The following is a 15635-nucleotide window of genomic DNA, read 5'->3' as shown; positions in this document are numbered from 1 at the left end:
ACGGCGTCGCGTCAGCGGCGCCGTTTCTTTTTTGTTCTAGTCGTTTCCCTCGAATCACGTATCGTCCCGGAATGTCCTTCGGCTTCTTCCGCACCCCGACGAAACCCAAGCCCACGCCCGTCGTGGAGCGCGAGCATTGCGTTGCCGGCCGCACGCTGCCGCTCAAGATCGTCGAGAACGACCGGGCGCGGCGCCTGACGCTGCGCATCGATTCCGGCGGCCGCGGTTTGCGCATCACCGTGCCGCCGGGGCTGCGCCGCGGCGAGGTGGAAAAATTCCTCGACCGCCATCAGGACTGGCTGGAGCAAAGGCTGGCCAAGGTACCCAACCGGCCGCAGGTGCGGCCCGGCATCAAGGTGCCGGTGCGCGGCGTGCCGCATCGCATCGTCCATGAACCGTCGAAACGCGGCACCGTCACGCTGTCGCGCGACGAGCGCGGGCCGCTGATGATCGTGCATGGCGAACGCGTGCATCTGCCGCGCCGCATCGCCGATTTCCTCAAGCGCGAAGCCAAGCGCGAGATCGAAGCGCTGGTGACCAAGCACAGTGCTGCGGTCGGCAAGCGCGCCAAGGCGATCCGCTTCAAGGATACGTCGAGCCGCTGGGGATCGTGCACGTCGGACGGCAATCTGTCGTTTTCCTGGCGCATCATGATGGCGCCGCGGCCGGTGATAAACTACCTCGTCGCGCATGAGGTGGCGCATCTCAAGGAGATGAACCACGGCCCGAAATTCTGGAAACTATGCGAGCAGCTTTGCCCGGATACCGAGCGCTGCAAGGATTGGCTCAAGCGCAATGGCGGCGCGCTGCAGGCGATCGCGTTCGAGTGATTGATGCCTGCGCGGATCGAATACCGGCTGATTGGAGCGGGCTGGGCGATGTGCGATGTCACGGTTGGGGACCTTCAGGCGACCGTGGCGGCGTCTTATCTGGGCGATGCCCTCAACGAGCTGCTTGGCGCTACGCTGAACGCGCTGAAAGGCACCAGGTATTCGGTCGCACGCTTCTGTGATGAACCCGGTGAGTATCGCTTCGTACTGGTGCCGGAAGGCGCTTTTGTCAGAGTGCAGATACTGGAATTTTCAGAAATCTGGTCTGACGAGCCAGACGACTTCGGCGAGGTGAAACTTGAAGCCACATGCGGGTTGCGAGAGTTCGCAGAAGCAGTTCTCAGTGCCGCGCGTGAGGTTTTGAACACACATGGCCTCGAAGGTTACAAGGAAAACTGGCGCAAACATGACTTTCCGTTGGAGGCCATGAACAACCTAAGTCGCGCGTTGAGAGGAGGAACACTCCATTGACAGAGTGCGCTTTTGATCAGGGCTTAATTGCTCAATCGTCATTCGCCGCGTTCAACTCCTCCGGCCGCAGCCCCTCGTCGGCGTGGCGCGGCCAGGGCAGGAAATCCTTCTCGAAGCCATCGTTGCTGAAATAAGCCAGCGCCCGGTGCGCCTCGGCGCCATTGAAGGCTGCCTTGTCCATCAAATGAGCGATGACCTCATGGGCCTGCGCCAGCTTTTGCCTGAGTTCCGCGACGGTCTTTTCCGGCATGATCTTTGTTCTCCCGCCTTTGTGCCTGAGCAAGTAAGCGTTGCGCTCTTATATTAGCAAGGTAGCGCGTTCCGCTCTTACATTAGCAAGGTAGCGCGTTCCGCGCTGGCGGCAAACAGGATGCTTCTTCTCGACTCTTTGGCCGTTTCGTGCCAATCCCGCGCCATGGCGCTCGACATCAAGATATGCGGGTTGAAGACCGACAAGGCACTGGCTGCGGCATTGGCCGGCGGCGCCAGCCATGTCGGCTTCATTTTCTTTGCCAAAAGCCCGCGCTATGTCGAGCCGGCGGAAGCTGGCCGCCTGCGCGAAGCGGCGCGCGGCAGGGCCAAGGCGGTTGCGGTGACGGTCGACGCCGGCGACGCGTTTCTGGATGAGATCGTCGAAAAAATGCAGCCCGACATGCTGCAGCTTCACGGCGCCGAAACCCCCGAGCGGGTGGCCGAGGTGAAGTCGCGCTACGGCTTGCCGGTGATGAAGGCGCTGCCGGTCAGCGAGGCCGCCGATCTCGGGCGGGTCAAAGCCTTCATCGGCATTGCCGACCGCTTCCTGTTCGATGCCAAGCCGCCTAAGGGTTCGGAATTGCCGGGCGGCAACGGCCTTGCCTTCGACTGGCGCATTCTTGCCGGCCTTGACGCCGGCGTCGATTACATGCTTTCCGGTGGGCTCAATGCCGGCAATATCGGCGACGCCCTTCGGCTGGCGAACCCGCCCGGAATAGATGTTTCCTCGGGCGTGGAGAGCGCGCCGGGCATCAAGGAACCGGCGCTGATCGAACAGTTTTTCCGGGCCGTCGGGGCAGCACGCGACAACCGCGCCGCCTGACCGCGCTTCAAACCACAGACCAGGAGATCGGCGATGGACAAGCCGGCGATACCGAATTCCTTCCGCACCGGCCCCGACGAGCAGGGCATGTTCGGCATTTTTGGCGGTCGTTTCGTTGCCGAAACGCTGATGCCGCTGATCCTTGAGCTGGAGCGGCACTGGAACGAGGTCAAGAACGACCCGGATTTCAAGGCCGAGCTGACCGATCTCTCGACGCACTATGCCGGGCGACCGTCGAAGCTCTATTTCGCCGAAGGCCTGACCAGGCATCTTCGCGAGGTTTCCTCGGCGAAGGGCCTCCGGGGCGGCGCAAAAGTCTATTTCAAGCGCGAGGACCTGAACCACACCGGCTCGCACAAGATCAACAACTGCCTCGGCCAGATCCTGCTCGCCAAGCGCATGGGCAAGACGCGGATCATCGCCGAGACCGGCGCCGGCCAGCATGGCGTCGCGTCCGCTACAGTGGCGGCGCGCTTCGGGCTTCCTTGTATCGTCTATATGGGTGCAACCGATGTCGCCCGGCAAAGCCCCAACGTCTTTCGCATGAAGCTTCTGGGCGCCGAGGTGCGGCCGGTGACCGCCGGCCACGGCACGCTGAAGGACGCCATGAACGAGGCGCTGCGCGATTGGGTGACCAATGTCGAGGATACCTATTACCTGATCGGCACCGCCGCCGGCCCGCACCCCTATCCGGAGCTGGTGCGCGACTTCCAGTCGGTGATCGGCACCGAGGCGCGTGCCCAGATCCTCGAGCAGGAAGGCCGGCTGCCGGACACCATCATCGCTTGTGTCGGCGGCGGCTCGAACGCCATCGGCCTGTTCCATCCCTTCCTGGATGACAGGCAGGTGCGCATCATCGGCGTCGAAGCCGGCGGCCGCGGGCTCGACGGCATCGAGCATTGCGCCTCGATGAGTGCCGGCGCGCCCGGCGTGCTGCATGGCAACCGCACCTACCTCCTGCAGAACGCCGACGGCCAGATCATGGACGGCCACTCGATCTCGGCCGGCCTCGACTATCCCGGCGTCGGGCCGGAGCACTCATGGCTGCGCGATTCCGGCCGCGTCGACTATGTGCCGATCCTCGACGACGAGGCGCTGGAGGCGTTCCAGCTGACGACACGCGTCGAGGGCATCATTCCGGCGCTGGAATCGGCCCATGCCATCGCGCAGGCGGTGAAGATCGTGCCTGATATGGACAAGGACCAGATCGTCATCGTCAACCTGTCCGGCCGTGGCGACAAGGACGTGCACACAGTGGCCAATATGCTGGGCATGGAGATCTGATCATGGCCACTCGCATCGACCGCCGCATGGCAAAGCTGAAGGCCGAAGGTCGACCGGCACTCGTCACCTATTTCATGGGCGGCGACCCGGACTACGACACCTCCCTGTCGATCATGAAGGCGCTGCCCGGCGCCGGCAGCGACATCATCGAGCTCGGCATGCCGTTTTCCGATCCAATGGCCGACGGCCCGGCGATCCAGGCGGCCGGCCTGCGGGCGCTGAAGGGCGGCCAGACACTGGTCAAAACGCTGAAGATGGCCTCGGAATTCCGCGCCGGCGACAGTGAAACCCCGATCGTCTTGATGGGCTATTACAATCCGATCTACATCTACGGCGTCGAGCGCTTCCTGAGCGATGCGCTGGCCAGCGGTATAGACGGGCTGATCGTCGTCGACCTGCCGCCTGAGATGGACGAGGAGCTTTGCATCCCGGCACTCAAGGCCGGCATCAATTTCATCCGGCTGGCGACGCCGACCACCGACGACAAGCGCCTGCCCAAGGTGCTGCAGAACACGTCGGGTTTCGTCTACTACGTCTCGATGACCGGCATTACCGGTTCGGCGCTGGCCGACACCGGCAAGGTGGCGGCAGCGGTCAAGCGCATCAAGAGCCATACCGACCTGCCGGTCTGCGTCGGCTTCGGCGTCAAGACCGCCGAGCAGGCGCGCACCATCGGCGCGTCGGCCGACGGCGTCGTTGTCGGCACCGCGATTGTCAATGCCGTCGCCAACGTGCTCGGGCCGAAGGGCGAAAAGACCGCCGATCCGGCCGAGGCCGTCGCCACGCTGGTCAGCGGGCTTTCGCAAGGGGTTCGCGCGGCTCGCCTTGCTGCCGCCGAATAATCTTCCTACGTCTTCTTAAGGGACAGGAGCCGAAGCGATGAACTGGATCACCAATTACGTCCGTCCGAAGATCAATTCGATGCTCGGCCGCCGCACCGACATGCCGGAAAACCTGTGGATCAAGGATCCCGAGACCGGTGAAATGGTGTTCCATAAGGATCTGGAGCAGAACCAGTTCGTCATTCCGTCCTCCGGCCATCATATGAAGATATCGGCAAAGGAACGGCTGAAATTCTTCCTCGACGACGGCAAATACGAGACGCTGGAAAACCCCAAGGTCGTTCAGGATCCACTCAAGTTCCGCGACGAAAAGCGCTACATTGACCGGCTGAAGGATGCCAAGGCCAAGACCGGCATGGAAGATGCCATCATCAATGCGCTGGGCACGGTCGAGGGCCTGCCGGTGGTGGTGACGGTGCAGGATTTTGCCTTCATGGGCGGCTCGCTCGGCATGGCGGCCGGCGACGCCATCGTGCATGGTTTCGAGGTCGCCTTGCAGCGCAAGCGGCCGCTGATCCTGTTTGCGGCCTCCGGCGGCGCCCGCATGCAGGAAGGCATCCTGTCGCTGATGCAGCTGCCACGGACCACGATCGGCGTTGACAGGCTGAAGGAGGCCGGCCTTCCCTACATCGTCGTCCTGACCAACCCGACGACCGGCGGCGTCACCGCCTCCTACGCCATGCTGGGCGACGTGCACATTGCCGAGCCCGGGGCGCTGATCGGCTTTGCCGGACCGCGCGTCATCGAGCAGACCATCCGCGAAAAGCTGCCCGACGGCTTCCAGCGCGCCGAATATCTGATGGAACACGGCATGGTCGACATGGTGGTGTCGCGGCTGGAGATGCGCCAGACGGTTGCGCGGCTGCTGAGAATGCTGCTCAAGCTGCCGGAAGAGCAAAACCCGCGGGAGCCGGAAATTCTGCCGCCGGTGGCGATACCGGCCGAAGCCCGGCCGCAAGCCTGACGCGACATCACGCGGCGCGAGCGGCTGTTGTGTGCCGTTGTGCGCGCGCGTAGGATTCCTTCATGACCACGCTTGCCGCCGACCGCGAAATCGAAAGCCTGATGGCGCTTCACCCGAAGGGCTTCGACCTTTCGCTCGACCGCGTTTCGCGGCTGCTCGAGCGCCTCGGCAATCCGCAAGACCAGTTGCCGCCGGTCATCCACATCGCCGGCACCAACGGCAAGGGCTCCTGTGCTGCTTTTTCACGGGCGCTGCTCGAAGCCGCCGGCTACCGCGTCCACGTCCACACCTCGCCACATCTGGTGAACTGGCACGAGCGCTACCGGCTGGCCGCAGATGGCGGCGGCAGGCTGGTGGACGACAAGGTCTTCGCCGAAGCCATCGCCCGCGTCGCCAAAGCCAATCAAGGCCAGAAGATCACTGTCTTCGAAATCCTCACCGCCGTCACCTTCCTGCTGTTTTCCGAACATCCGGCCGATGCCGTCATCCTCGAGGTTGGCCTTGGCGGCCGCTTCGACGCCACCAATGTCATCGCCGAGCCGGCCGTGTCGGTGATCATGCCGGTGTCGCTCGACCACGAAGCCTATCTCGGCGACCGCGTCGAGCTGATCGCCGCCGAAAAGGCCGGCATCATCAAGCGCGGATGCCCGGTCGTCATCGGCGCGCAGGAAAGCGAGACGGCCCAGCAGGTGCTCATCGAAACCGCCGAGCGGCTCGACTGCCCCGCCTTCGTCTATGGCCAGGATTTCCTTGCCTATGAGGAAAACGGCCGCATGGTCTATCAGGACGAAGACGGATTGATGGACCTGCCGCCGCCGCGCCTGCCGGGGCGCCATCAATTCGCCAATGCGGCGGCGGCGATCGCGGCGGTCAAGGCGGCCGGCTTCGAGATCAGCCACCGCGCTGCCGAGAAGGCGATGGCGAATGTTGCCTGGCCGGGCCGCATGCAAAAGCTGCCACAAGGCCGGCTGAGTGAACTGGCGCCGAAGGGCGCCGACATCTGGCTCGACGGCGGCCACAATCCCGGCGCTGGCGTGGTCGTCGCCGAGGCGCTGGCCGAGCAGGAGGAAAAGAACCCGCGTCCGCTGTTCCTGATCTCGGGCATGATCAACACCAAGGACCAGAGCGGCTATTTCCGCGCCTTCAAAGGGCTGGTCCGGCATGTCTACACCGTGCCGGTGAGCCTGAGCGACGCGGGCGTGCCGAACGACGAGCTGGCGACCCGCGCCATCGAGGCCGGCCTGTCGGCCGAACCGGTCAGTTCCGTCGCCAATGCGCTGATGCTGCTGCGCGACACATGGGACGGACCGCCGCCGCGCATCCTGATTGGCGGGTCACTTTACCTGGCCGGCGCGGTGTTGGCCGAAAATGGTACGCCGCCGGTTTGAGGCGTGCTTCAGCCGGGCCACGGTGACGCCACACTTGTCAGACCACCGCGAGGAGCCAATCATGATCAAGGTAAAGCAGCTCGCACACGTTTGCATTTTCGCGAATGACCTGGAGATGACGCGAAGCTTCTATCGGGACGTCCTCGGCATGGACACCCAGTTCAATTTCCTGCGCGACGGGAAGATTTTCGGCTTCTACCTCAATTGCGGCAGCCGTAGCCATGTCGAGGTGTTCCAGAAAGACGGCGCCAGCTATGGCGACTTGAACCAGATCAACCACTTCTGCCTCGAAGTGGAAAACATCGACGCCGCGATCATCCATCTGAGGTCAAAGGGCGTTGATGTCACTTCCAAGAAACGCGCGTGCGATGACACCTACCAGGCTTGGATCCGCGACCCCAACGGCGTGAAGATAGAACTGTTCGAATATACTGAGAAAAGCGCACAATTCGTCGGCGGCGATCGTATCGCGGATTGGTGATCGCGCCTCGCCGGACAATTGTAGCGGCGCAGCCGATGGTTGGTGGACTACTTCAGCTCGACCTCGATGAAGGCGAATTCGCCATCGTTTGCGCTGATGACGTCATGTTCGACGCCCTCGTTGCGGAAATACGGCGAGCCCTTCTTCATCTCGGCAAAGGATTCGCCATCCTTGGTCAGGAGCTTCACCTTGCCGTCGGTCAACGGCACGATCACATAGTCGTGGCCATGGCGATGCCAGCCGGTGTTGTCTCCCGGGGCGAAGCGGTATTCGGTGACGATGACGCGCTCATTGTCGATGAAGACGGTGGCCTTGGCGGATCCGGTCATATCGCTTCTCCTTTGAATTCAGAAGAGAAGAATACCGGGCGGCAAGCCGCGAGTGCCAGAGCGGCCCACCAATGACGCCAGCAAAAGAAGGCCCGGCGCGAGGCCGGGCTTTTCTGCAAAATTTTGATCGGATCAGGCGAGGCTGCCGTTGATCCAGTGCGACAATGCCGTTTTCGGCGCAGCACCGACCTTCATGTCGGCGACTTCACCGCCCTTGAAAATCATCAGCGTCGGGATCGAGCGTACGCCGAACTGCGCGGCCAGCTCAGGATTCTCGTCGATGTTGAGCTTGGCGATCTTTATCTTACTGCCGAGTTCGATGGCGATGTCCTCGAGCGCCGGGGCGATCATCTTGCACGGGCCGCACCATTCCGCCCAGAAATCGACCACGACCGGCTCCTTGGCGTTGAGCACGTCGGCCTGGAAATTGCTCTTGTCGACCTTGACGGTGGCCATGCTGAGATCCTTTCGATTTGTTCGTCGCACCAAATGTGGTGGTGATCGCGTCCGTCTTCAAGCAAGTGTTGTGTCACGCTCCCGTGAGTCTAGCAAGCGCATCGTCCAAGGCCGCCGCCGGCAGCTCGATCAGCCGCGGCGCCTCGGTGAACAGCAGCGCCGCCGAGACCTCGCGTCCCGGATAGAGCGGCTGAAGCAGCGCGCGATAAAGTGCTAGCTGCAGAACATAGGCTTGCGGCACTTCGGCGAGCGTAGCTGGCGCTGGCCGATTGGTCTTGTAGTCGACGATCGAAACCTTGTCCGGCGTTACTGCCAGCCGGTCGATCTTGCCGGAAATCGAGCGCAGTTTGCCCCTTACCTCCAGGCTGCCCATGATGGCGACTTCGGCGCGCGAGTTTGGCGCAAACAGCGGCGCGAAGCGGCTGTCGGCAAGAATTCTGAAAACGCCAGCCAAGGCCTTGTCGTGCTCGTCGTCGAGCCATTCCGCGCCGGCTCTTGCCAGATAGCGTTCGGCGGCATCCCGGCGTTTTCCCTCGGCGATGCCGGGCAGCATCTGCAGCAATTTGTGCAGCGCCAGCCCGCGCATGACGGCAAAGCCGGGCTCGGCGTCGGCATCCAGTACCGGCGAATGCGTGTCGGCCACCGCTTGCCGCGCCTCGTCGATCAGCACCGAGGCGCCGGACGGCGAGAGCGGCCGCGGCAATTCCTCGAAGGGCGGCAGAGGCCGGAACAGGGTTTCAAGCAGTGGTGCAAAGCGTTCCGCCTGTCGTGCCTCATTCACTGCCGCCAGTGGCATGGGCGGCAGTTTCGTCACCTGGAAACGATGCACGGTCTCGCCAGTGGCGGGATGCCGGCGTTCTTTGCTCTCCGCGGCACCGACCAGTGCGCGGCTGACGATCGAATGCCAGGTGCCGGTATTCGGCGCCCGCTTGCCATGGTAGCCGCAGACGATCAGCCGATCCTCGGCGCGGGTCATGCCGACATAGAGCAGCCGGCGGTATTCGTCGTCGGCGAGCTCGCGGGCGCGGGCCGATGCGGCGCGTGAAAACCCATTGGCGACATCGCTGGCCGAACGCCAGAGATAGCCCTTGCCCTCCCAGCAGTCGCCCGAGCCTTCGAACGGCATCAATCTCGGCAGATGCTGGTCGCTGAACGGCGCGGAACCGCCATCGACAAGGAATACCACCGGCGCTTCCAGGCCTTTGGCGGCATGCACGGTCATGACGCGAACCTCGTCGCGGGTCTGGTCCATTTCGCGCTTGATCTCGGGGCCGGCGTTTTCCAGCGTCGACAGGAAGGATTCCAGCCCTGGCAGGCCGGTTCGCTCCTCGGCCAGGCAGAAATTCAGGAATTCGTCGAGGATATCGCCGGCCTCCGGACCGAGCCGCGCGATCATCTTCTTGCGCAGGCCGTCGCGGGCGAGAGCTGCGGCATAGAATTCGAACACCGGCTTGAATGCGGCCTCGTTCGACCATGTGTCGAGCCGACTGACGACGGCGGCCAACGCCTCGCTTTCGCCGACATGCCGGCGCAGCGAGGCGATCAGCGAGACGCCCGACGGCCTCTGGGCAGCAAGCGCGAAAAGCTGCTCTTCCGAAACATCGAAGATCGGGCTGCGCAGCACGGCGGCCAGCGACAGATCGTCCTCGGGCTGGATGAGAAAATGGCCAAGTGCGATCAGGTCTTTCACCGCGACGTGGCCGGGCAGGCTGAGCCGGTCGGCGCCGGCCACCGGAATGTCGCGGCGCTTCAGCGCCCGCGTCAGCGCATGGACGAAGCGATCGCGCTTGCGCACCAGCACCAGCACGTCGCCGGGGCGGAGTTTCTTGCCGCGGCCTTCGATGACCTCACCGTTGCCGATCCAGCCGGCAATCGTTGCGGCGACGTTTTCAGCGACGCGGACTGCCGGCGCGTGGGCATGGTCGACCGCTTGCGTCCAATCGTCTGGTTCCTCGACGACGTTGGCGCCGATCGACGGCCAGACCTCGACATGACCCGGCGCATCGGTGCGGATCGCCTTGTGGTCGAGCGGATCAGGATCGTGGCTGATGCCGCGCCGCACGTTCGGGTCGGCAAAGACCCGGTCGACGGCGGCAAGAACATCTTCGGTCGAGCGGAACGACCAGGTCAGCTTGAGATCGGCGAAGGCGGCGGCGGCGGATCTAACTTTGCCGGCAAACAAAAGCCGGCTGTCGGCAAAGGAATCCGGGGCGGCTCCCTGGAAGGAATAGATCGACTGCTTTTCGTCGCCGACAGCAAAGATGGTGCGGTGGACCGCGTCGCGTGCGCCGAGCCCGGCAAAGAACTCCTCTGCCAGCCGCTTGACCACCTCCCACTGGTCGGGACTGGTGTCCTGCGCCTCATCGAGCAGGATGTGGTCGATGCCCTGGTCGAGCTTGTACTGCACCCAAGGGCCGGCATCGGGCCGTGCCAAAAGGTTGACCGTACGGGTGATCAGGTCGTTAAAGTCGAGGAAGCCGCGGGCGCGCTTCAATTGCTCGTAACGGGCGATCAGCCAGTCGGCGATGGTCAGCGCCGCACGCGTGCCTTCCAGCATCCTGAACAAGGCCAGCCGGTCGGAGATTTCGAGAATGGCGTCGACCGCCGCCAGATAACGTTCGGCAAGATCGGGTAGCCGGTCAAGCAATGCCCTTTTAAATGTCTTTGCCGGATCGTAAGGCTCGCCGTCGGCCCTCAGGAAAGCCTTGGAGAGCAAATTCAGGCGACGTACCGGATCCTCCTCGGCAAAGGCAAGGCGGGCGTATGGCAGCAGATTGTTCAGCACGATGCGCGCATCGGCGGCCTCGGCCGCCCGTGAAAAGATGACGAGATAATCCGGCAGGAAGCCGGGCAGCGGCCAGACCGAGGCGGCTATACCTTCGGCCGTCTGGCCGGCGCGGAAATGGAACTCGTCGAACAGCGCCTGAAAACCATCGCCGCCGGCCGCGGTGATGAACGCACGCAAACCATCGCGCTTGCGCACGATCTCGGCCAGCAATGCGTCGAGCCCATGCTCGCCGCCGCGCTCCAGCACGGTGGCGAAGGCGTCGGACAATGCCGCATCGCCTGCAACGCCGCCCGAAATCATGTCGCGGCGGGCGGCGGCAAACAGCGATGCCTCCATTTGCGGATCGAGCATTTCGAAATGCGCAGGGATATTGGCTTCCAGCGGGAACTGATGCAGCACCGATTCGCAGAAGGCGTGGATGGTCTGGATCTTCAGCCCGCCCGGTGTTTCCAGAGCCTCGGCAAACAACCGCCGCGCCCGGCGCATGGTTTCGCGGTCGGGCTGGCGGCCGTCCAGCGCCTCTATCCGTGTCGAGAGCTCGGCATCGCCCAGGGCCGTCCATTGCGACAGGGTCGAAAACACCCGGTTCGACATGTTGGCGGCGGCGGCACGCGTATAGGTCAGGCACAGGATCTTGGACGGATCGGTGCCGCGCAGCAACAGCCGGATAACGCGCTGGGCGAGTACATGGGTCTTGCCGGATCCGGCATTGGCCGACACCCATGCGGAATTGCGCGGATCGGAGGCGCTTGCCTGACTGGCGACAGTGTCGCTTGGAATGGGATAGGCCTTTTTCATGCCTCCCCTCCCTCGTCGTCGGCATCGCCGCCGGCCGACCATTCGAGCACGCGGGCGAGATGGTCGTAATCGCCGTCGGTCTCACCCTCGCGGAACGGCAACGCCCGCGACAAATACCCGGTCGTCGGGTCGGCATAGTGGATCAGCAGCTTTTCCAACCTCGCCCAGGCCTCTTCGGCGAGATCGGCGGCGGTTCGCGGCTTGCGGTTGTATTCGAGGATCGATTCTTCGAACACCTCGCCATTCGGCCTCAGCCGCACGAAAGCCAGTTGCGACGGCTCACAGGCGCCAAGCTCCTTGAAGGCGCCGCGACGCAGCAGCGCGCCCTCCAGCGCCAGTTGCGGCGCGAGCAGCGTGTGCGCCTGCGCTTTGGATGGCGAGGAGCCGGTCTTGTAGTCGAGGATGTCGGCCATGCCGCCAGCCAGCAGATCGATTCGATCAGCGTAGCCGGACAGGGTCACGCCGGATCGGCCGACACCGGTCTTTTCGGCGCGTTCCTCGGCGTGCCGCCGTGCCACGGCGGCGGCCCGGCCGCGCTCCCATTCGATGATGCCGGCGGCAAGCTTTTCAAAACGCGGCCACCACACCGCCTCGACATCGGCCGGCAGGGCCGCCTCGGCAAAGCAGGAGCGGCCTGCGGCGATGAGCCCGTCCAGCGCCTCCGGCGCGCGCGGGTCGGCCACCCTCGCCGAGAAGAGGTGCAGAATGGCGTGAAACAGCGTGCCACGCTCGGCGGCGCCCGGATCGCGAATGACCGGATCGAGCGGCATCAGGCCGAGTATCCTTCTGGCATAGACCGCATAGGGATCGCGGCGTAGCGTTTCGATCTCGGTGACCGAGAAGTGGTGCGGCCGCGCGGCGAGCGGCGGTTTCGGCTGCGGCCTCGGCGCAAAGTCCTGCTTTTCGCCGGCATCGAGCGCACGCGCCCAGGCAAGCAGTTCGTCGCCGCGCCGGCGAAGTGCAGCAGCGTGGTCCTCGCCGACGAATGTAAGGATGCGCTGCAGCCAGCGCGAAGGTACCGACGGTCCGTCGCCGGAGCGGCCGGAGCGAGCCAGCACCACTTTTTTGGCGCCCATGGCCATCTGGAAATCATGGGCGGCAAGGCCGATGCGCCGCTCGGGCGGTTCAAGATCGATGCCGGTCTTCATCAGCCGCGACATGAAGCGGTCGCTCTCCGGCTTGCGCGGCCACACGCCTTCGTTGAGCCCGCCGACGACCAGCGTGTCGACATCCTGAAGCCGCGCTTCCAGCACACCCCAGATGGCGATGTTCCTGTCGGTGCCCTGCGCCGGCTTGACCGTCTCGGGCGCGATCAGCGCCTCCATGACGTCAGGCCATTCGTCAGCGGCGAAGGAGAACGACACCGAGGCCGCGACCAGCCCGCGCAAGAGCTCGGCGAGCTTTTCGCCGGCATCGCCCGCATAGAGTTCGCTCAGGCTGCCGTCAGCGGCGCGGCCGAGACTTTCGAGCGCAACGACGCTGGCGCGCACAAGGGTGGCAAGATCGGCATTCTCGTCGCCGCGAAAAGCAACCAGCGGCGCCAGCGCGGCCGTTAGCCGGATCAGCAGGTCGCGCGCCTGTTCGATGCGCCTGACCGAAAGCCGCGGCCACCAGAAGGGTGGGCGGCGATTGCCGCCGCCGTCGAATTCGAGGAGCCGGGTGTCGAAGAGCTGCGGCAGCGACGCCACGTCCGGACGCCCTGTGCCGCCGCGCAGCCCCACGAGTTCGACGATTTCGGCCGCATAGCGCACGCTTGCCCGCTCCAGGCCGAGGCCAAGCAGGGGATGCTTGAGCAGCGACAGCAGGGCGACGGGGTCGCCCGGGCGGAAGGCTGCCTGAAGCGCCAGCCTGAGCAGGCTGGCGGCTGGTGTGTTGATCAGCGGCGTGCCGCCGGAATCGTCGGCGGCAACGCCGAAGCGCAGCAGCTCGACTGAGACGCGCCGCGCCAGAGCGCGGTCGCCGGTGACGAGTGCGGCGCGCTGGCCGGGCCATTCGACGGCCTGTTTGAGCGCGACGGCGATCGCCACGGCTTCGTCGCGTTCGCTGGCGGCTTCGAGAAGCGTCACATCGGCGAAGGCCTCGGCAATATCGCCGGCCCTAAAGCGAGCGCGCGTCTCGGCCCAGAGCTCGGTGGTCTCCGCCGGGCGCAGCGCTTCGCCGACAAGTGCGGCGCGCAGCGCAAGCGGTCGCGGCGCAACAGCAATCTCCTCGACATCGGCGCGCGGCACGCCGATCTTGCCGATCAACTTTGCCAGGCCGTATTGCGGGTGGCCAAGCACGGCTGGGCGCGCGCCCGGTGTGGTGATCGCGACAAAGGACGGCTCGTCCAACGCCCGGTCGAGCCCGGGCAGCACGACGGCGCCATTGGGCAGACCGGCGATCACGGCAAGCAGCTCGGCCGTGGCGGGAATGGAGCCGGTGGAACCGGCGGCGATCACCGGTCCGGCTGGCGGATTACGCTTCAGCCGCGCCGCCTCCAGCCTTATCAGGGCATTACGATGCGCGGCCGGATTGGAACGATGGCGTTCCTCGAGCAGGTTCGGCCAGTTCTCCGTCACGATGGTCAGGAAGTCGAGTGTCACCTGCCACCAGCCTGCAAGATTGCCGGTTACAAGGTCGGCGAGCCTTGCCCAATCCGTGCCTTCGGTGTCGATCTCATCCATCAGGCGTGCAAGGTCGCGCGCCAGCCAGATGGCGTCGGCGGCGGAGGCCGGTATGACAATCTCCTCGTCGAACAATGCCGCGACATATGCCGGCAGGCGGCGTTTCCACGCCCGCACCAGCGGCGCAAGCAGCAGAAGACGCTCGACCGCGGCGATCGGCGGCGCAAGGTCGATGGCGACCGAAGCTCCTGCCTCGAAGGCGGCTTCATCTTCATCGAACTCACCAAGCGGGCGGATGACCGGCAGGATCGCCGAGCGGCTTCCCGAGCGCGAGAGAGCATCGACGAAGACGCCGCGAAGCGCCCGCGCCGCACGGCGCGTCGGCACATAGATGGTGAGATCGGCCAGCGCCAGCGGATCGCCGTCATAGGCGAAGCCGGGAACCAAGCGCCCCGCAAGCAGCGCCTCGGCCAGCGTCGGCAGGAACGGCGCTCCGGGCGGGATCGAGAAAACGCGGCGGGAGCCGCTCATTTCGACTCGGTAAGAGCGCCGGGTGCCTCAGCAACAGCATTGGGCGTGCCGGCAAGCGCGGCGGCGACCGCTGCTTCCGCCCGCGAGATCGCGTCAGGTGTGCCGACAGTAATCCAGTGGCCCTGCATTTTCATGCCGAACAGGCGGCCGGCGGCGATTGCCGCATCGAAATAGGCGTTGAGAGAGTGTGGACCGGCCGGCGCATCCTTGAAGATGCGCGGATGGACGATTGCGGCGCCGGCATAGATCAGGCCGGCGGGATCGTTGTTCGCACGCCGCAAGGCGCCGTCCGGCGCCACCAGGAAATCGGTGCCGCCGCTATGTCCGGTTGCCGACTGGAGATCCGCAAGCATCAGCAGAATGTCCATTGTCGCGCCCTCCCATGCAAGCGCAAGACGCCTGAGATTGGAGACGCCGCTGTCGATCCAGAAGGTGTCGGCGTTGAGCACGTAGAAGGGCACCCCTAAACTGGGCAATGCCTTGACGATACCACCGGCGGAGTCAAGCAAGCCCCTACTCTCATCCGAGATGACGATTCTCGGCGCACTGCGGCGGGCTACATGGTCCACGATCTGTTGCGGGAGGTAATGGACGTTGACGACGGCCTTGGCGACGCCGGCTTCGGCTAGGCAGTCCAGCCCCCAGTCGAGCAATGTCTTGCCGGCGACCTTGACCAGCGGCTTCGGCATGGTGTCGGTGATCGGCCGCATGCGCTTGCCGAGCCCGGCGGCGAGCACCATGGCGGTCGTCGGCATCGGCTGCTCATCCGACGCCTTCGGGCCCAAATCCTTAGCC

The 15635-nt window shown here is 64.6% G+C and carries 14 protein-coding genes; 8 read left to right on the top strand and 6 right to left on the bottom strand.

Going from position 1 to position 15635, the window contains the following annotated elements:
* Positions 1-71: 71 nt before the first annotated feature.
* A complete protein-coding gene (locus NKI29_RS04440; protein ID WP_352451640.1) occupies positions 72-830 on the top strand; it encodes a M48 family metallopeptidase in 759 nt (252 codons plus the stop codon).
* Positions 831-833: 3 nt separating this feature from the next.
* The gene (locus tag NKI29_RS04435) at positions 834-1301 is read left to right on the top strand and encodes a hypothetical protein (RefSeq protein ID WP_352568476.1); all 468 of its coding nucleotides are present in this window, start codon (positions 834-836) and stop codon (positions 1299-1301) included.
* Between the two features lie 31 nt (positions 1302-1332).
* Here the strand turns inward: NKI29_RS04435 and NKI29_RS04430 are convergent, their stop codons facing one another.
* Positions 1333-1551, bottom strand: a complete 219-nt coding sequence (locus NKI29_RS04430) for a hypothetical protein (protein WP_023677566.1) — start codon at positions 1549-1551, stop codon at positions 1333-1335.
* Between the two features lie 165 nt (positions 1552-1716).
* On the opposite strand from NKI29_RS04430, the gene NKI29_RS04425 reads away from it, so the two are divergent.
* From NKI29_RS04425 to NKI29_RS04400, 6 genes are all read left to right on the top strand, one after another.
* Positions 1717-2376 (top strand): phosphoribosylanthranilate isomerase, encoded by a 660-nt coding sequence (locus NKI29_RS04425; protein WP_352568571.1) that lies wholly within the window; start codon positions 1717-1719, stop codon positions 2374-2376.
* A 33-nt stretch (positions 2377-2409) separates the two neighbouring features.
* Positions 2410-3660 carry a tryptophan synthase subunit beta gene (trpB, locus tag NKI29_RS04420; protein WP_352568477.1) on the top strand — a complete coding sequence of 417 codons (1251 nt, stop codon included), beginning with the start codon at positions 2410-2412 and terminating at the stop codon, positions 3658-3660.
* A 2-nt stretch (positions 3661-3662) separates the two neighbouring features.
* Positions 3663-4502: a tryptophan synthase subunit alpha gene (gene trpA / locus NKI29_RS04415; protein WP_023677563.1), complete on the top strand. Its 840-nt coding sequence runs from the start codon at positions 3663-3665 to the stop codon at positions 4500-4502.
* Positions 4503-4539: 37 nt separating this feature from the next.
* Positions 4540-5466 carry an acetyl-CoA carboxylase, carboxyltransferase subunit beta gene (gene accD, locus NKI29_RS04410; RefSeq protein WP_023677562.1) on the top strand — a complete coding sequence of 309 codons (927 nt, stop codon included), beginning with the start codon at positions 4540-4542 and terminating at the stop codon, positions 5464-5466.
* 62 nt (positions 5467-5528) lie between these two features.
* Entirely contained in the window at positions 5529-6854 is a 1326-nt protein-coding gene (locus NKI29_RS04405) for a bifunctional folylpolyglutamate synthase/dihydrofolate synthase (RefSeq protein ID WP_352568478.1), read from the top strand.
* Positions 6855-6915: 61 nt separating this feature from the next.
* Entirely contained in the window at positions 6916-7335 is a 420-nt protein-coding gene (locus NKI29_RS04400; protein ID WP_352568479.1) for a VOC family protein, read from the top strand.
* Between the two features lie 47 nt (positions 7336-7382).
* Here NKI29_RS04400 and NKI29_RS04395 read toward each other — a convergent pair whose 3' ends face one another.
* The 5 genes from NKI29_RS04395 to NKI29_RS04375 all read right to left on the bottom strand — a co-directional run bounded on the left by NKI29_RS04395 (position 7383) and on the right by NKI29_RS04375 (position 15595).
* Positions 7383-7664: a cupin domain-containing protein gene (locus NKI29_RS04395; RefSeq protein ID WP_254815949.1), complete on the bottom strand. Its 282-nt coding sequence runs from the start codon at positions 7662-7664 to the stop codon at positions 7383-7385.
* Positions 7665-7796: 132 nt separating this feature from the next.
* Positions 7797-8120, bottom strand: a complete 324-nt coding sequence (gene trxA, locus NKI29_RS04390; RefSeq protein WP_023677558.1) for a thioredoxin — start codon at positions 8118-8120, stop codon at positions 7797-7799.
* A gap of 73 nt (positions 8121-8193) precedes the next feature.
* Positions 8194-11706, bottom strand: coding sequence for a double-strand break repair helicase AddA (gene addA, locus NKI29_RS04385; RefSeq protein WP_352568480.1), 3513 nt, complete (start codon positions 11704-11706; stop codon positions 8194-8196).
* Positions 11703-14840, bottom strand: coding sequence for a double-strand break repair protein AddB (gene addB / locus NKI29_RS04380; protein WP_352795591.1), 3138 nt, complete (start codon positions 14838-14840; stop codon positions 11703-11705). The genes addA and addB overlap by 4 nt, the downstream gene beginning before the upstream one ends.
* A complete protein-coding gene (locus tag NKI29_RS04375; protein ID WP_352568482.1) occupies positions 14837-15595 on the bottom strand; it encodes a nucleotidyltransferase family protein in 759 nt (252 codons plus the stop codon). The genes addB and NKI29_RS04375 overlap by 4 nt, the downstream gene beginning before the upstream one ends.
* Positions 15596-15635: the final 40 nt, after the last annotated feature.

The sequence above is a fragment of the Mesorhizobium sp. M0678 genome (genome assembly GCF_040320505.1).
In the GTDB taxonomy this organism is placed as follows: domain Bacteria; phylum Pseudomonadota; class Alphaproteobacteria; order Rhizobiales; family Rhizobiaceae; genus Mesorhizobium.
Note: the sequence above shows the minus strand (reverse complement) of the source record. Positions and strands in the feature narration are given on the sequence as shown.